The 17,576-nt window shown below is 69.4% G+C and carries 12 protein-coding genes; 8 read left to right on the top strand and 4 right to left on the bottom strand.

Going from position 1 to position 17,576, the window contains the following annotated elements:
- Positions 1-5 precede the first annotated feature (5 nt).
- Positions 6-395, bottom strand: a complete 390-nt coding sequence (locus tag CYFUS_RS04015) for a hypothetical protein (protein ID WP_095984026.1) — start codon at positions 393-395, stop codon at positions 6-8.
- A 322-nt stretch (positions 396-717) separates the two neighbouring features.
- Between CYFUS_RS04015 and CYFUS_RS04020 the strand changes: the two genes are divergently transcribed.
- On the top strand, positions 718-2,868 hold the full coding sequence (locus CYFUS_RS04020; protein WP_095991783.1) for a serine/threonine protein kinase: 2,151 nt from the start codon (positions 718-720) through the stop codon (positions 2,866-2,868).
- A gap of 6 nt (positions 2,869-2,874) precedes the next feature.
- Here CYFUS_RS04020 and CYFUS_RS04025 read toward each other — a convergent pair whose 3' ends face one another.
- The gene (locus CYFUS_RS04025) at positions 2,875-5,745 is read right to left on the bottom strand and encodes a TonB-dependent receptor domain-containing protein (protein ID WP_095991784.1); all 2,871 of its coding nucleotides are present in this window, start codon (positions 5,743-5,745) and stop codon (positions 2,875-2,877) included.
- 21 nt (positions 5,746-5,766) lie between these two features.
- Positions 5,767-6,210 (bottom strand): HIT family protein, encoded by a 444-nt coding sequence (locus CYFUS_RS04030; RefSeq protein WP_095991785.1) that lies wholly within the window; start codon positions 6,208-6,210, stop codon positions 5,767-5,769.
- A gap of 125 nt (positions 6,211-6,335) precedes the next feature.
- Here CYFUS_RS04030 and CYFUS_RS04035 point away from each other — a divergent pair, with 125 nt between their 5' ends.
- The 7 genes from CYFUS_RS04035 to CYFUS_RS54290 all read left to right on the top strand — a co-directional run bounded on the left by CYFUS_RS04035 (position 6,336) and on the right by CYFUS_RS54290 (position 16,617).
- Entirely contained in the window at positions 6,336-7,964 is a 1,629-nt protein-coding gene (locus CYFUS_RS04035) for a carboxypeptidase-like regulatory domain-containing protein (RefSeq protein ID WP_198316448.1), read from the top strand.
- Positions 7,965-8,164: 200 nt separating this feature from the next.
- Positions 8,165-8,572: a response regulator gene (locus tag CYFUS_RS04040; protein WP_095984028.1), complete on the top strand. Its 408-nt coding sequence runs from the start codon at positions 8,165-8,167 to the stop codon at positions 8,570-8,572.
- Positions 8,573-8,611: 39 nt separating this feature from the next.
- Positions 8,612-12,406 carry a bifunctional serine/threonine-protein kinase/formylglycine-generating enzyme family protein gene (locus CYFUS_RS04045; RefSeq protein ID WP_095984029.1) on the top strand — a complete coding sequence of 1,265 codons (3,795 nt, stop codon included), beginning with the start codon at positions 8,612-8,614 and terminating at the stop codon, positions 12,404-12,406.
- A complete protein-coding gene (locus CYFUS_RS04050; protein WP_157758224.1) occupies positions 12,403-12,822 on the top strand; it encodes a hypothetical protein in 420 nt (139 codons plus the stop codon). Before CYFUS_RS04045 ends, CYFUS_RS04050 begins: the two co-directional genes overlap by 4 nt.
- 745 nt (positions 12,823-13,567) lie before the next feature.
- Positions 13,568-13,831: an Imm52 family immunity protein gene (locus CYFUS_RS04055; RefSeq protein WP_095984031.1), complete on the top strand. Its 264-nt coding sequence runs from the start codon at positions 13,568-13,570 to the stop codon at positions 13,829-13,831.
- A gap of 695 nt (positions 13,832-14,526) precedes the next feature.
- On the top strand, positions 14,527-15,870 hold the full coding sequence (locus CYFUS_RS04060; protein ID WP_157758225.1) for a Tox-REase-5 domain-containing protein: 1,344 nt from the start codon (positions 14,527-14,529) through the stop codon (positions 15,868-15,870).
- 12 nt (positions 15,871-15,882) lie between these two features.
- On the top strand, positions 15,883-16,617 hold the full coding sequence (locus CYFUS_RS54290) for an immunity 52 family protein (RefSeq protein ID WP_095984033.1): 735 nt from the start codon (positions 15,883-15,885) through the stop codon (positions 16,615-16,617).
- 12 nt (positions 16,618-16,629) lie between these two features.
- Here the strand turns inward: CYFUS_RS54290 and CYFUS_RS04070 are convergent, their stop codons facing one another.
- Positions 16,630-17,535 (bottom strand): SMP-30/gluconolactonase/LRE family protein, encoded by a 906-nt coding sequence (locus CYFUS_RS04070; RefSeq protein ID WP_095984034.1) that lies wholly within the window; start codon positions 17,533-17,535, stop codon positions 16,630-16,632.
- Between the last annotated feature and the right edge of the window lie 41 nt (positions 17,536-17,576).

A 17,576-nucleotide genomic window follows, 5' to 3' on the forward strand; every position in this document is an offset into this window, starting at 1 on the left:
GTGCCTCACGGCTTGGGGGGCGGCAACGCCTCGGGCAGTGGCATCCGCACGAGTTTCAGTCCCCGGGCACCGAGGTCGATGACGGTGAAGCCCTGGCCAGCGACGCGCACCCGCTGGCCCGCGCGGGCCTCTCCCTCCTGTAGCCACGTCTCCGCCGCCTCGCGCGTGGCGAAGACGTGGTCCACCTTGACGCCCTCGACGGCCGGCGTGGTGAGCTTGCGGAAGTACTCCCGGAATTCGTCGAGCTTGTGCTGCTCATCGCGTACGAAGAGCAGCGCGGCCGCGCATACCCGGAGCGACTCCTCCTCGAGCGTCCCCTCTGGCTGATTCCTGCTCAGCACCTCCACGGTGCGCAGCACGGAGTCCACATCGAAGTTCACGTTGTATTTCGTCATGGGCGACGGGAGTCCCTGGGGCCACCGCCCCTCGGCTCGGTGCGACAACGGAAGGCTCATCCTGGACGAAACCCAGTAAAAACGGGTATTTGGGAGGGGGGGGGGGGGGGGGGGGGGGGGGGGGGGGGCTGTACAAAAGTTCAGTACAGTCCTGCCCCGTGGACGGATTGACCGCCCCTCCTCCCGCGGGCAACCCGCGGATGGGATAGACCCTACTCCAGGAGACCCCTCCTCCCGCAAGCCCGCCCGCCTGATCTCCGACGGGTGGAGGATGCCCCGCCCCCCGCCTCGTGGCTCCCGGGCTACAATGGCGCACCTCGCCATGGATTCTTCCCCCTCGAACCTCCCCGCGCCCGCTCTTCATGCCCTCGGACGTTATGAGCTCGTCCATCTGCTCGGGCAGGGCGGCATGGGGGAGGTCTACCTGGCCAAGATTTCCGGCGCGGCGGGCTTCGAGAAGCCCTGTATCGTCAAGACCGTCCTGCCCGCCCTGCTCAAGGACCGGCAGTTCCTCGATCGCTTCCACCACGAGGCCAAGGTGCTGGTGCACCTGGCGCACTCGTCCATCGCTCAGGTCTACGACATGGGCGAGGCCGAGGGCACCTACTACATGGCGCTCGAGTACGTGGCCGGCGTGGATCTCGCCTATCTGCAGGAGCAGGCGCGCGCCCAGGGCAGGTCCATCCCCGTTCCGGTGGCGCTCTACCTCGGCCAGCGCATCGCCGAGGGGCTCGGCTACGCCCACCGCAAGATGGGCCCGGACGGCGCCCCACTGGGGATCGTCCACCGGGACGTGTCGCCCCACAACGTGATGGTCTCGTACGAGGGCGAGGTGAAGGTCATCGACTTCGGCCTCGCCAAGAGCGCCGCGCGCAGCAAGTACACGCTGCCCGCCACCGTCATGGGCAAGCTCGGCTACATGTCTCCCGAACAGGTCCGCGCCGAGTCCGTGGATCATCGCACCGACCTCTATTCGTGCGGCGTGGTGGTGTGGGAGCTGCTCGCGGGACGGCCGCTCATCGCCCATGGCACCGTGGGCGAGATGATGGCCGCCATGACCCACCCCGCGGTGCCCTCGTTGAGCGAGCTGCGCGCGGACGTCGACCCCGCGCTCGATGCCGCGATCCGCCGCGCCCTGGCCCCCTCGCCCGAGGAGCGCTATGCCCGCGCGGACGACTTCGCCCGCGCCCTCAACGAGCACTTCCTGCACACCGGCTCCTCCGTGGGCGCCGAGGAGGTGGGCAACTTCGTTCGGGAGATCTGTCCCGAGGCCTTCGCCTCGCAACGAGAGATCATCAGTCGGCTCACCTCCGCTTCGAGCACCCGCCGCACCCCCTTGCCTCCGGCCGTCGTGTTGCCCATGAACACGGGGGTTCAGTTCGCACCCACCGAGAACGGGGCCACCCCGGGGACCCTCATTCCGATGGCTTTGCCCCCCGCGCAGGGCCTCGCGGACACCCTGATGCGCTCGCCGAGCAGCACCCAGGTGCCCACCGTGGGGGCCTCACCCGAGTCGTTCCAACTTCAGGGCCCCAGCCGCAAGGGATGGCTGGTGGCCATCTCCCTCGCGGCGCTCGGTCTGATCGGAGCCTCGGCGGGCATCACCGCCGTCGTGATGGAGAACCGGCGGCCATTGCACCAGAGGAGCCCGGATGGCCGGATGGGTGAGCCCCGTGAGCATCACGGACCCCCGGGACCCCAGTGGCCTGGCGAACACCGCGGACCCCCGGGATCCCAGTGGCCCCCGCCCGGTTCGTTCGAACCGCCTCCCTCCCCCGGCGAGCCACCCGAAGCCCCCAAGGCCGCGCCCGCACCAGAAGCGATCGCCACGAAACCTTCCATCGCGAAACCCTCCGCGGTAGCACCCGTTGCCGCCCGGTTCATCTCCGCGGAGAACGTCGCGGCGATCCAGCCCACGGGGTCACCCCATGTCGTTCTCCAGGGGCTCCATTCGGGACTCTCCTCCGGCATGGTCCTCCAGGTCGTGGGCGCGCTCACGCGAGATGGCAAGGCGAAGCTGCTCGGCGAGGCCACCGTCCTCAACGTGCTTCCTCGGCGCGCGACGTTGCGCCTGGACGAGCGCGCGCAGGGCGCGGCGAAGTTCGTGCGCTTCGTGGTGCTTCCCGAGCCGAAGGAGACCCCTGATGAGCCCCCGCGTACCCCAAGTACCAAGGCCGAGCCAACGACTCCCACCAAGGCACCTGAGCCCCGGCAATTGAGTGGACGTATCGCCCCGCGTGGCCCCTTCGGCCAGAAGATCGAACTCACCAACACGGACACCATCATCTGGAGCGATTGCATCCTCGTGACCGGAGGCCGGGATGTGTACAAGCTCGGAGGCATGGCGCCCCAGGGCTCGCGGGAGATTCCCCTGACCGCGTTCGAGAAGGGCGGGCGCGAGGTCCCCTTCGTGAACAGGAATCGCCTGGGCCTGTTCTGCGCCGAGGGCCAGCGGGAGTTTCCCCTTCGGTAGTGCGCGTCAGAAGGAGCCGGAGACCTGGAGCGTGAAGGTGCGTCCGTATTGGGGCACGGGCCCGGCGGCGCGCTGGTCTCCCAGCGCCAGGGCGTACTGGGTGTCCAGCAGGTTGCGCACCCCGGCGAAGTAGCGCAGGTAGGGCAGCTCTCCGGACAGACCCACGTCGAGCAGCAGCGCCTTGCCATACTCGGTGCCATCGTCCCTCGGCTGTCCGCGGGCGCTCTGGTAGGTGGCCTGGGTGGCTAGGCGCAGGTTTCCGTCGGCCAGGGGCAGCAGCAGTCGTCCCGACGCCAGGTGCGCCGGGGTGGCGTTGGCCTCCTCCTCGGCGGCATTGATCAGCGTGACGAAGGAGTAGTTCAGGTCCACGAGGACGAAGCGTCCCGGCTGCCAGCGCAGGCCCGCCTCGGCGCCAAAAGCGCGTGTCTCCCCGGGGCGGTTGACGAAGACGATGCAGGGCATGGAGCCGAGGGGACCGCCCGTGCACTGGGGGGGCCCCGACTGCTCACTGAGCGCCACGAGGTGGCGGATGCTATTGGCGTAGCCCGCCACGGTGAGGCGCAGTTCGTCCGTGAGGTTGTGCGCGTGCTCGAGTTCCATGGTGGAGATGGTCTCCGGCTCGAGCGTACCCGCGGCGATCTGGGTCCTGCCGTTGTCCTGGTAGTCGAGCTCGAAGGGGGTGGGCGCCCGGAAGGCACTGCCCACCACCAGCTTGGTGAGGCCCCGCGCGTAGGGACGTCCGATGAGGGCCAGGCGCGGCGTGAAGGGCAGCGTCTTCAGATTGTTGAAGTAGCGATCCAGGCGCAGGCCCGCGCTGATGCTCAGCCGGGGGTGCAACCGCCACTCGTCCAGGAGATAGGCGGAGAAGCTGCCACGGGTCTGGCTCTGCACGAGGCTCGAGCCGAGGGGATCGACTTCCTGCTCCACGCGCAACTGAGCCTGTCCCTCGAGGCCCAGCGTGACGTGGTGGGTGTCGTAGAAGCGCAGGCGCAGCCGGGTCTCGGCTGACAGCCAGTCGGCGCGCGCGGCGTCGGTGTCGAGCCGCTCCCCGGCCAGCGTGGGCTTCGAGTACATCCAGTAGCCCCGGTAGCGGCTGGCGTCGTAGGCGCCGCGCAGCGACAGGCTCATCCGCTCGCCGAGCTGTTTGTCGTAGCGCACCTCGGCGAAGCCACGGACGTCCTGGATCCGGGTGCCCGGGACCCCGAGCTCCGTGCCGAAGGGTCCCACGGGGCTCTCCTTGGTGCGTCCGTGCAACTGGGCGTGGAAGCTGAGGCCGCCCAGGCGCGCCCGGAGCGAGGCGGTGGCGGCGCGCTCCCCATCCAGGCCCACCACCGGTGGCAGATCCTCGCCCAGCCGAGTCACCTCCGCGCCTCGCATCCCCACCCAGGCGCCGGACAGCAGTACCGAGCCGGGCTCGAAGTCCCACGCCGCGGTGGCGCGCACTCGGGTGGTGCCCAGTGCCCCCGCCCCGGCGGTGACCTCCACGTGCCGATCCCCCCCGAGCGTGTCGCGCGGCACCACGTTGATGACGGCGAAGAAGGCGCCCGTGCCGTACAGCACGCTGCCCGGGCCACGCACCACCTCGATGCGCTCCACCTCTTCCAGGTCCACGGCCAGGTCCCTCGCCACGTAGCCCTGGCCCGTCACCATGTCGTTGAGCGGGTGGCCGTCCCAGAGGGTGAGGATGCGGGTGTTGAAGTCACCCGGGGGCGCGAAGCCCCGCACCCCCAGGTAGGTGTAGCTCCGGTCATCCGAGACGAAGATGCCGCGCACGGCCGCGAGCGCCTCGGCGAGCGTGGTGTAGCCAAAGGCGCGCAGCTCCTCCTGGGTGATGACGGTGGTGGAGGCGGGTGCCTCGTCCACGGACACCAGGTTCTTGGACGCGGCGCGCACGGAGGGGGGCATGTAGCGCAGCTCGGCGTGGACGCGCGTCTCCTGGTTGGCCACCACGTAGACGCTCTGGCGCAGGGGGCTCAAGTTGGGGCTCTCCACCTCCAGGGCGTGCTCGCCGTGGGGGAGGGTGAGCACGGTGGGGGTGAAGCCCGTGGGGCGGCCATCCACGCGCACCGAGGCGTTGTCGCGGTTGGCGGTGATGATGAGGCGTCCCATGGGCTCCTCGCGCGGGGCGAGCGCCACGCCCAGCGTCACCTCGTCATCGGCGGGCACGTCCACGAGCAACTGGGCCGGGACATGGCCGGGCGCGCTCACGTGGAGCACGTGCGGCCCCGGGGTGAAGCGCAGATCCCCGGGCACCTGTCCGAGCACGGGGCCCTCCGGCGACGCGCGCACCTCGGCGCCTCCGGGCGTGCCCGTGAGCCGCACCGTGCCGGTGATGAGCTCCAGGGTGAAGGTCTGGACCACCGCCTGGCCCCGTGTGAGCTGGATGGTCGCCTCGGCGCGGCGGTAGCCCTCCTTGTGCACCACCACCGTGTGGGCGCCGGGGGGCAGCGCGAGGGTCTGGGGCGACAGGCCCCGGCTGCCCAGGTCCTCCCGGTCCACGAGCACCTCGGCGCCGGGCGGCTCGGTGGTGACGCGCACCAGGGCCACCTTGGGGCGCAGCCGCGTGAGCGAGTGGTTCACCTTGGTGGCGTCCGCCTCCGGCAGATCCTCCTGGGCCAGGTCGTGGTAGTAGCGGTAGGCCTCGTTGTAGCGGCCCATGGCCTCGTAGCACCGGGCGATGTTGAAGAGGACGTTGCGGTTGGGCACCAGGCGGTAGCTGGCGAAGTAGGAGCGCAGCGCCTGGACGTACTCGCGCTGGGCATAGGCCTCGTTGCCCAGCTCGAACGCCACGTCCGCCTCGTCCGCGGTGTTGCCGGCCCACGCGCACAGCGACCCGAACAGCAGCGACAGCAGGAGGCCGAGTCGGAACACGCGCATGGGCGGCTCCATCCTCTCACATCACAGGGTGGCGGCGAGGGCCCGTGCCGCCGCCTCCAGCTCCTCGTCCGGGCGGAAGTCGCCCGGGGCGGCGTCGAAGGCTCCCCGCCCCCACAGCCGTGCCGGCGTGTCCCGGTAGCGCGGCACCAGGTGCAGGTGGAAGTGGCGCAGCACGTCCCCGATGGCGAACGCATAGGCGTGCTCGGCGCCGAGCACCTCGCGCTGGGCGCGCATCACCCGCGCGGCGAAGGGGCCCAGCTCCCGCGCCGCCTCCTCGTCCAGGTCATACAGGGCGCGGGCATGGCGCACGCTGGTGAGCACCACCCAGCCGGGCAGGGGGCTCGGCCCCGCCAGCCCATGCAGCACCAGCCCGGCCGAGCGGGCAAGCACCCCCCCCACGGGGCGGAGGCTTCCGCTCACCAGGGCACAGCCCCGGCAGGGGTCGTTCACGTCCACGTCACTCATGGCGCCCCAGCCTATCAGGGCGCCCATCCGCCGCCCTCCGCTTGACGTCAATGGGCCCGGTCGGAGACTGTCTCGGCACCGCCCCGTGCGGGCGAACTCCAAGCATTGCATTCCAAGGTGGACAGATGAAGAAGCATTGGGCAGTCGTGTTGCCGCTCCTCGTGTTGGCGTGCGGACCCAAGGACGAGAATGGCGACGGCATCGCCGATGGCATCCGCGATCCGGACTCCGTTTCGGTGGTGGCTCCGGCCAACCCGAAGGGCACCGTCTCCGGACAGGTGCTCGATACCGCGATGCAGCCGCTCGCGGGCGCCTCGGTCCGGCTGACCATCGGCAGCGACACCGCGGAAGGCAAGTACGTCGTCCAGACCGACGGTCTGGGCAACTTCATGATCAAGAACGTGCCGGCCGGCTCCACCGTCCTGGTGACCATCGCCAAGGAGGGCTACGCCACCCTGCGCGCCAGCGCCACCGTGCCCTCCAGCGCGGGCAACATCCCCATCAACGATGGCAACGCGAGCCTCGGCCTCGTCATGCTCACCAAGACCCAGAGCAAGGTGAGCTTCACGCTGCTCACGGACAAGGGCCAGCCCGCGGTGGGCGCCCAGGCGTTCCTCGAGGCCTATCCCGCCGGATTGATCTCCGCCGCGGGCACCACGGTCCAGGCCACCAGCACGGTCACCGCCACTCCCGCCGTGGCGGACGCCATGGGCGTCGTCACCTTCAACAACGTGCCCTCGCCCTCGGAGCTCACCCGCATCGGGACCCCGCCTTCGGGCAACACCAGCACGGCGTACTACCGCCTCTGGGTGGACCCGGTCGACGTGAACGGCGATGGCGTCATCGACTCGGGTGGCTATGCCGCCCCCATCGACGCCTCGCTGCTGCTCAAGTCGGGCTCGCAGATCATCACCCTGAACCCGGCGAAGAACAGCACCGGCTCCGCCTCCTTCACCCTGGTGGCCACCAACGTGCCCAGCCTCCAGCTGACGGCCTCGTCGCCCGCGGAGGCGAAGAAGCCCCTGCGCAACCTGCTGCGCCCCGGCGAGCCCATCTTCCTGGGCTTCAGCCAGCCCGTGGCGCGTGACTCGCTCATCGCCATCCTCACCGGGGAGCAGGGGCAGACCCCCATCGATCTCACCGTGACGTCCAGCGAAACGGGCGACGTGTACATGCTCACCCCCTCGGTGACCAACGTCCTCGAGGGCCAGGAGTACAACCTCATCCTGCGCGCCACCTCGGCCTACTCCGGTGCCGTGCAGACGTGGAAGGGCTACTTCGTCAGCGGCGACGTGAAGACCCCGCGCCCGTTGCAGCTCGATTCCGTCACCTTCAAGGACGGCACCACCGGGACGGCGGGGGTCCTGGATCCGGGCGAGTGCGTCATCCTCACCTTCAACCAGGTCGTGACCGCTTCCGCCTACCAGCTCGATGTCGAAGTGTTGGGGACGGTCACCAAGGAGTACAAGGCCCTGCCCGCGCCCTACCCCAGCGCGGTCACCGGCTGCTTCGGCACCGAGGCCGTGAAGATTCCCATCGACACGGCGAGCTTCCAGGCCACCCCGCGCTTCTACTTCGCGTATGGCTTGTCGTCCGACACCACCCTGCCTCCCATCAACCCCAACAACACCACGGCGCGCATCCGGGTGAATTTCACCAGGTTCCAGGGACAGGACTTCTCCCAGTACTACGAGACGGCGTGGGGTGCCCCCGTGCCCTCCACGACCGTGCTGGAGAGGGCGCTCTCGCGCTAGGCCGCGCGCCTGTCCCACCGACCTCCGGGAGGCCCCCGGCAGCCCGGAGGTCGTGAGTCATCATCGTCGTGCGGGCAGTGTTCGCACGCCAACAGGCGGGGAGCGGAGAAGGCTCGACGAAACCCGGGGGGGACGAGCACATCCGCGGGGGCGTGCATAGCATGGTGTGGCGTTCCCACCTTGTACGAGGGCCCCGCGCCATGACTGTACCCCTCACGCACCGCCAGCGGGTGCTCGTGGTCGATGACTTCGATGACGCCCGAGAGATGTACGCGGAGTACCTGGAATTCGTCGGGTTTCAGGTGGATGTGGCCCGCAATGGAGTGGAGGCGGTGGAGAAGGCCCAGGGCGCTCCCCCCGACATCATCCTCATGGACCTGTCCCTGCCGGTGATGGATGGCTGGGAGGCCACGCGCCGGCTCAAGCAGGACCAGCGCACCCGCAACATCCCCGTCATGGCGCTCAGCGGCCACGTGCTGGCCGGCAACGCCGAGCAGGCGCGCCAGGCGGGCGCGGACGAGTTCGTCGCCAAGCCGTGCCTCCCCCAGGATCTGGAAGACCGCATCCGCCGGATGCTCAAGCCGAGCAAGTCCAAGAACCAGCCCTGATCCACCCGGCCATCCCCTCGTCGTCCCCCAGAACAGACCGTGGGCACCCTTCCAACCTCGCGCGAGAGCGCCGATGGGTGGAGTCCACCCGAGGCGTTCGACGAATACCGACTGGTGCGCCTCTTGGGCCATGGCACCACGGGACGCGTGTATCTCGCCCAGGACACGCTGCTCGAGCGGCCCGTGGCGGTGAAGTTCGTGCGCGCCCTGGGCCCCGGCGCCCTCAGCCGCTTCCTCGTGGAGGCCCGGGCCGCGGCACGCGTCCAGCACCCCAACGTCGTCACCCTCTACCGGGTGGGACAGTTGGAGAACCATCCCTACCTCGTCTCCGAGTTCGTCCGGGGCTCCTCGCTGGAGCGGCTCCCCAAGCCGCTGCCCTGGGAGCAGGTGCTGGCGCTCGGGCAGGGTCTGGCCCGGGGGCTGGGGGCCGCGCACCGGCGGGGCGTGCTGCACCGGGACATCAAACCGGCCAACGCGCTGCTCACCGAGACGGGGGAGGTGAAGCTGCTGGACTTCGGGCTGGCCAAGCTGCTGGACGAGGGCCCCGCCCCGCGCGAGGACACGCCGCCTCCGCGCGAGCCGGGGGCACTCGCCGCCCTGGAGCTGCCGCCCGAGGCCGTGGCGGGCTCGCTCGACGGGGTGACGCTGCCGTCCCTGCCCGAGGGCATGCTGGTGGGGACTCCTTATTACATGTCGCCGGAGGCCTGGGCGGCCACGGAGCTCACCGCGCGCAGCGACGTGTACTCGCTGGGCCTGGTGCTCTACGAGCTGTGCGCGGGCCAGGGCCCCTTCCGGCACGTGCCCCCGCGCGAGCTGGCGCTGGCGGTGTGCACCCAGGACGCCCGGCCCCTGCGCGAGGCCGTTCCGGGCGTGGACGCGGACTTCGCGGCCGTGGTGGACCAGTGTCTGCGGCTCGTGCCCGAGGAGCGCTTCGCCTCGGCCGTGTCGCTGCTGGACGCGCTGGGGCATCTCGCGCGTGACGAGGCGGCGGACGCGCTGCCCGAGGGCAACCCCTACCGGGGTCTGCAACCCTTCGAGGCCGAGCACCGCGCGCTCTTCTTCGGCCGCCGGCGCGAGCAGCGCGAGGTGCTCGAACGGCTGCGCGCCGATCCCTTCCTGCTCATCACCGGCGACTCGGGAGTCGGCAAGTCCTCGCTGTGCCTCGCGGGCGTGCTGCCCCGCCTGGGCGAGGGGGCGCTGGAGGACGGGCGGCGCTGGCGCGGGGTGCGGCTGATTCCGGGGCGGCGTCCGCTCACCGCGCTCACCGCCGCCCTCGCCCCCACGCTGGCCATGGACGAGGAGGCCCTGGGCAACCTGCTGCGCGCGGATCCCACGGGCCTGGCGCGCCAGCTGCGCGTGCGCCTGCGCTCGGACGAGGGGCTCGCCGTCTACGTGGATCAGCTCGAGGAGCTGGTGACGCTCTCGGACGGGGAGGAGTCGGCGCGGGTGGGGCGCGCGCTCGGGGAGCTGGCCGAGGGGGTGCCCGGGGTGCGGCTGCTCGCCACGTGCCGCAGCGACTTCCTCACCCGGCTCACGACGGTGCAGGGCCTGGGCGCGGCGGTGCCCGGGGCGCTCTACCTCCTGCGGGCGCTGGGCCCCGAGGAGAGCCACGAGGCGGTGGTGGGCCCCGCGCGCGCCAAGGGCGTGCGCTTCGAGTCCGAGGCGCTGGTGGACACGCTCGTGGCCTCCATCTCGGCCACCGAGGGCGGGCTGCCGCTGTTGCAGTTCGCGCTCGCCGAGCTGTGGGAGGCGCGCGAGGGGAGCATCATCACCCAGGCGGCGCTCGACAGCCTGGGCGGGGTGGCCGGAGCGCTGGCCCGGCACGTGGACATGGCCGTGGCGCGCCTCCTGCCGGATCAACGCGCGGTGGCGCGCGGCGTGCTCTTGCGCCTCATCACCCCGGAGGGCACCCGGGCGCGCAAGACGGGCGAGGAACTGGTGGGGGATGATCCCCGCCAGCGCGCGGTGCTCGAGGCGCTGGTGCGCGCGCGCCTGCTCGTGGCGCGCGAGGTGGATGGGGGAACGAGCTACGAGGTGGCCCACGAGGTGTTGCTCAGCGACTGGGGCACGCTCGCGCGCTGGCTGACCGAGGCGGCCGAGCGCCGCGAGGTGCGGGCGCGCCTGCAGGCGGACTCCGCGCACTGGGAGCAGGTGGGCCACGCGAGAGACCTGCTCTGGGGTCCGCGGCAGCTCGCCGAGGCGCGCCTGTTGGAGCCCGCGGAGCTCACCCGCCGCGAGCGCGTCTTCCTGGAGGACTCGCGCCGCACGGTGGTGCGCAGCCGGCATCTGCGGCGGGCGCTCGCCGTGGGGTTCGTCCTCTCGCTGGTGCTCGTGTACGCGGGCCTGCAACTGCACGAGGTGTCCGAGCGCGACGCGGTGGTGCGCGGCTGGCTGGACGAGGCCGCGAGCGCCCTGGAGGCCGCGCGGCACGAGCGCGAGACCTTCTCTGGCGCGCGGCGGGAGGCCTTCGCGCACTATGACGCCGGGGAGCGGGAGCGGGGAGACGCGGCGTGGGCGCGCTCCATCCTGGTGGAGGGCGCGCTGCACCGCCGCCTGGACGAGGTGGGGGATCATCTGGAGCACGCGCTCGTGTTGGAGCCGGCGCGCGAGGAGGTGCGCGAGGCCCTGGCGGATTTCCTCCTGGAGCGAGCCTTCCATGCCGAGCAGGCACTGGAGGGGGGAGAGTTGCCGGCGCTGTTGCAGCGCTTGCGGCTGTACGACGCGCACGGGGAGCGTTGGAGGCACTGGACGGAGCCCGCGCGCGTGACGCTCGCGCTGCCGGTGGAGGGGGCGGTGGTGGAACTGCGGCCCATGTCCCGGGACGTGGAGGGACGCGAGGTGACCGGTGCGCTGATGCCGGTGGAGCCGGGGCCGTGGGTGGAGCGGGAGATCGCCCCGGGAGACTGGCGGCTGGTGGTGCGAGCGCGGGGCCACGAGTCGGTGAGCCTCCCGCTGCGGCTGACGCGGGGAGAGCGCCGGCACCTGGCGCCGAGGCTGTTGCGCGAGGGGAGCCTGCCTCGGGGCTTCGTCCATGTGCCGGCGGGACGGGTGTTGTTCGGGAGCGCGGCGGACGCGAGCGTGCGTGGCTTCTTCAACGCGCTGCCGTTGCATCCCAGGCACACGGAGGACTTCCTCATCGCGCGGCACGAGACGACGTACGCGGAGTGGATGGAGTATCTCTCCGCGCTGCCTGCGGACGAGCGCGCGCGGCGTCTGCCGCACACGAGCACTGTCTACCATGGGCGGCTCGCGCTGGAGTGGGTGGGGGGCACCTGGCGCCTGGACTTCCAGCCAGGGGGAGTGCGGTACCGGGTGAGTGCCGGACAACGGCTGCTCTACGCGAAGCGGGAGCGGAGGGGCTCACAGGACTGGCTGCGCTTTCCCGTCACGGGCATTTCCTTCGAGGACGCGGAGGCGTACGTGGCGTGGCTGGGCCGGACGGGGCGGGTGCCGGGGGCGCGGTTGTGCACGGAGCTGGAGTGGGAGCGCGCGGCGCGGGGCGAGGACGGGCGCGAGTTCCCCCATGGGGACGCGCTCGCGCCGGACGATGCGAACGTGGACATGACGTATGGCAAGGAGCCCGGGGGCTTTGGCCCCGACGAGGTGGGCTCGCACCCGGCGTCGCGCAGTCCTTTTGGCGTGGAGGACCTGGCGGGCAATGCCTTCGAGTGGACGCGCTCGGCGGTGGAGCCGGGGCGCGTGGTGGCGAGGGGCGGCGCGTACTACTTCGCCGCCGGCTCGGCGCGGGTGGCCAACCGCGAGCTGCCCGAGCGCACCCTGCGAGACATCACCGTGGGCCTGCGCGTGTGCGCCGACGTGCCTTCTACGCCTTGATTACTCGGTTCCAGCGCATCACCATTGTCGGCATGGTTGAGCGGACCGCCGTCTTCGTTCTGCCGAACATCAAACTTGCCGAGGCCATCGAAGGTGAACTCGCGATCCTCGCTCCTTCTGATGACCCCCGTGTCGAAGCGTTTGGACAAGCGCATGAGACGTTTAGGATCTTTCTCAACCGGTTCACCGATGCTTTCGGCGCGACAATTGAGCCAACCGTGCTTCTCCTTCGCTCGAACGCGCCGGACGCCTTCTTTCATATCGACGCACTGGCGAGCTTCCGTGACCTGATCTCATTCGCCGTCATCAGCTACAGCCGCGCGCTCGAACTCACGTCTCCCCCGGACACCACGTCTTTTACGGCGACGCGTTCGACTTCTATCCTTGGATGGTTGCAAACGATTGTGAGCGCCTGATTCGTAAAACGCCAGCAGTTGCCGGGATTCACGAGGTCGGGAAGTTTCAGGGGCAGTCATCGCCAAAGATGTCTCAAAATAGGCTTGATAGTCGTTCAGTCGACGAGCCGCTGCTCCAAGAGTTGCTCGTGCGCTGGCGTCGCCAATACGAGAGTGACAGGCAGAGTTGGATGGATACTGCTCTCTTCAGATCGTTGAATATGGCCTATCACGCCTCACTGATGCGTGCGGGATCCGATGCCAGACTATACGATGCCGGTCGCATCATCTCTCTGTGGGTGAGTGCATTCGAGATCCTCGCTCACCCGGAGGATACTGGTCGCGTCACTCGGGACAAGGTTTTCGAACTCATCGAAAAGGTGGATTGGAAGCTGTCGGCCTGTAAGGAGCCGATTTACAAAACCGGCGACAAGAAGAAGCTGATCGAACGCACGCTTGCCTCCTGGTTTTATCAATTGCTATATGATTGCCGTAACGACTTTTTTCACGGTAATCCGGAGCCGGCCGACAGACTCCTCTTACCCAATTCAGGTCGACATTTGTTCGATTACGCCGCGCCACTCTATCGGCTCGCACTCACGGCGTTCTTGCCGCTTGAATTTGCTAGGGAGGAGCCGTCGATGTCGGATGCGGAAGCCTTTGGCTCCTTTGTTGCGGAGCGGAAGCGTTTCCTTGAGCCTCAGCACATGGTCGAGGCTTCCGTTTCGGTGCTTGGACGGGTCATGAGGAGCCGGGGAGCGAGCGGATGCTCACGACACGAGGGTCCGCGGGTTCCTTCCTGGGCTGGGTCACGTACTTCTCGTGCGAGCGCGGCGAGGCGCCTACCCTGCCGGTACCCGTCCATGTGGGGCCGGTAGCGGACAAGGGCACTCTGGTCATCCTCACGCCCGAGTGTCTCACCTCGCGCAACCCCGAGCACGTGGCCCTCGCGCGGCGCGTCCATCCACTGCTGGAGGAACAGGGTCTGCTCGAAAGGGTCGTCGAGCCGCGACCCCTTCACGGCGCATGAACACCGTGGTCCTCACGTCCCCGGCGGGCGGAAGTCGGGGTGTGGGGCCCCCCCGGTACGGGGGCCTCGAAAGTGCCGAGGTGATGAATGCGGTGTGCAGACCCTCGCCGCAGAAGACGGGCATGTAGTGGGGTACTGAACCGGCATGTTCACCTCGCGCTCCATGAGGGCATACGAGGTGTATCCTCCGGGCTGTTTGTAGTCGGGGGGAGGCTCTGCACATGGAGGAAAAGCACCACGGTTCCATTGAGGGGAGTGGCGCGGTGAAACAATGGCCAGCACGGCGAGCGCACCAGCGAGCCGCGTCGCGCTGGGATACCGGTGCGCTGGCACTGCTCATTCTCGTGTCACAGGTCGCATGCGCTACGGGCTACCCGATGGGAGGGGGATTGGTAGGCAGTAGCTACCGATTCCGGTGGTTGCCAACTTCACAGAGGTTGGCGCCGAACGTGCGAGGAGAAGAGGCGGGCGCCACGGTCGAAGTCGAAATCCCCACCAAGGAGGCAAACTCTGGTGACGCCAGTTCGGAGCGGTATGCCTCTGGAAGAGATGTGAAGAGGAGTACGGCAAGTGCTGCTGGCGCCCAGTTGCGCCCGGGGCAATTGGCGCGTCATGTGGATGAGGTAGAGGAGTGGGAAGGGAAGGGGGTTGGGGGGCCGGATGGGATAGGCGATGGCCGCCCCTATGCGGTGCCCATGTCGCTGGACTACTTCCAAGGCTTCCTCGTGCAGGCCGGGGTGCCCTCCACCGCGGTGCCGGCGGACGGGCGCACGCTGTTGCCCGAGCAGGCGTTGGGGTTGCTCCCGCATCTGCTGTCCACGCCGGTGACTTTGGGCAACTTCGGGCCGAGACGCATGGTGGCGCATTTGCTGCTGGAGGTGGCCACGGGCGGTACTCCGGTGTCCCGGGATAAGTTGCACGCGCGCATGCGGCGCTTCTCGCGACTGCTGGTGCTGCGTCCGGACGGCTACCTGGTGAAGCTCACCACGGGGGGAGCGGTCCAGAAAGCGGGGGAGGTGGCACTGGCGGATGACGGCACCCTACGCGCGGGCCAGTACGAGGTGGGGGCCTTCTACGCCGTGGAGGGAGGGCGTCTGTTCCCGGTGGATGTCACTCTCGAGGTACCGCGCGGGGCTCGCCCCGTGGGCCTCTACGAGCCGGATGACGGGGTGATGCTGCCAGTGGCGGAGGGGGCCGCGCTGGCGGTTGTGGACATGGTGGAGGGCCTCTATCGGCTCGTCTTCCACACGGAAGAGACGCTGGAGGGACTGGCACGGCTTCCAGGCGCTGTGCGGGCGATGTACGAGAACGCGCCTCGGCTCTGGGAGGAGTTCCGCCACAAGCCCAACGCGGAGCGGGTGCGCACCATTTCCCGGCTCACCACGGGGGCGGTGCTGTTGGTGGGCACCTCGGGGGCGGGCGCCGCGAAGGCGGCGTCCTGGGGCGGGAAGCTGGGGAGCATGTCCGTGCCCCTGCTCTCGCTCTCGGGCGACGGCCTGCTGGCGGTGCGGTTGGTGGCCGTGCCCGTGGGTGGTGCCGTCGCCGTCGCGGGCAATGCGCTGAGTGCCACCTACGTGCTGCACATGGCCAGCACGAGTGCCCAAGGGGCAGGAGGCAGTGGCGGGTGGCCTCCGGTGGGCGGGCCTGGGCAATGGGTGGAGGACACCTCCAGCATGTCCGAGCAGGCCCGGGACTATCAGGCGCAGGTGACGGGAGCTCCGAAGCGGTGGGCCTATGAGGTCTGCCGGGGGACCGAGTGCGTGGACTACGATGGCTACGACCCAACGACCGGCACGCTGCTCGAAGCCAAGGCTCTTGAATATGAGAAGTGGTGGGATGAGGCACTCAAGGTCAGGTGGAAGTACAAGGGCGCACAAGGCCTGATCGATCAAGCTAGGCGGCAGAGTCGGCTCGCGGGAGGGCTCCGGGTGCGCTGGCATGTAGCGGAACCTCGGATGGTGGCCATCCTCAAGAAGCTGTTCCAGGAGAACAACATCGAGGGCATCGAGGTTGTTCACACATCGCCGCTGCCATCATGAGGCCGACGAGAGATGACAGAATCCTACTACGCAGGTGTCTATTGGGGCCGTCGGCGGGAGTCCGCCGAGGAGTGCGCTCGTCGAGCGGAATTGTTCTTCCGTCTCCTGGCGGAGTGTCACCCGAGTTATGGCCGCTGGTTCGAGCAGCAGGACTCGGAGGAGACGGAGCCCCAACTCCAGTTTGAGCCCACGCGCGAAATCTTTGTGCGCTTCTTTGGGAGGGACGAGTACCGGAGCGATGGGGGCGGCTTCCGTTTCGGTGCTTGGACGGGTCACGAGGATCAGGACCAGGGGGGCATGGTCTTGCTTTTCTGTGGTGCACACGCTGAAGGGTCCTCGAATCACCTGGTTGTCTACTTCCCAGAAGAGGAGCCAGGGAGTGAGCGGATGCTCACGACGCCAGTGCTCGCCGGAGTGATGCGGGCAATGGCGCTGGCCTGGGAGCCGGACTGGGGTGTTATCTGCTCGGGGGACTTCCGAGACCTCATCTCAGAACGAGGGTCCGCTGGTACCTTCGTGGGCTGGGTCACGTACTTCTCGCGTGAGCGCGGCGAGGTGCCGGCCCTGCCTTCACCCGTCCGAGTGGAGCCGGTAGAGGACAAGGGCGCTCTGGTCATCCTGACGCCCGAACGCCTCTCCTCGAGCAACCCCGAGCATGTGGCGCTTGCGCGGCGCGTCCAGCCACTGCTGGAGGAGCGGGGTCTGCTCAAGAGAGTCGTCGAGCCGCAGCCCCTTCTCGGCGCATGAACACCGCGCCCCTCACGTCCCGGGTGGGCGGAAGTCGGTGCGGGGCACTCCTGGCACGGGGGCCTCGAAGGCGAACAGGTTGCCCTCCTCGGGCCGCTGCCGCTTCTCCTCCTCGCTCAACGTGTGGTTGGCCGAGGTGACGAAAACGGTGCGCAGGCCCTCGCCCCCGAAGGCGGGCATGGTGGGGTACTGCACCGGCATGCGCACCTCTCGCTCCACGCGGCCCGAGGGATCGAAGCGCACGAGCTTGCCGGCGCCGAAGATGGCGCACCACACGAAGCCATCCCGGTCCACCGTGGCGCCATCCGGACCCGTGCCCTCGGTGATGCGCGCGAAGACGCGGACGTTCGAGGGCGTGCCCGTCTGCGTGTCGTAGTCGGAGGCCCAGATCGTCTTCCGCGACGTGTCGCCGTGGTACATCGTGCGCCCGTCCGGGCTCCACGTCATCGAGTTCGCCGTCTGCACGGGCGCCGTGCCCGGGTGCCACGTCCCCGCGCCGTCGTAGCGCCAGAAGGGCAGGGCGCGTGGCGTATCGCTCGCGTCTCCGGGCGCGAGCGGCTCGTACATGGGCCCGGCCCAGAAGCGGCCCTGCCGATCCACCCCTCCATCGTTGAAGACGAAGCGGCGCGAGTCGAACGGCGCGGGCGCGAGGAAGCGCAGCGATCCATCGCTCAAGGTGAACTCGAACAGGCCGGTGCGCAACGCCACCACGGCCCCGGTGGGCGTCAGGCCCAGGCAGCCGATCCACGCGGGCATCTTCCAGGCGGTGTCCTCGCCCGTCCTCGGATCGAAGGCATGCAGCGCGGGCTCGCGCAGACACACCCAGAACAGGCGGCCCGAGCGCTCATCCCAGACGGGGCTCTCGCCATTGAGGGCCCGGGCCCGAAGCACGCACCGCACCTGACCCGCTCCACTCATCCCGCGCCTCCCGCGAGGAGGTTGAGCGCCCGGTTATATCG

This window comes from Cystobacter fuscus, from assembly GCF_002305875.1.
Classification (GTDB): Bacteria; Myxococcota; Myxococcia; order Myxococcales; family Myxococcaceae; genus Cystobacter; species Cystobacter fuscus_A.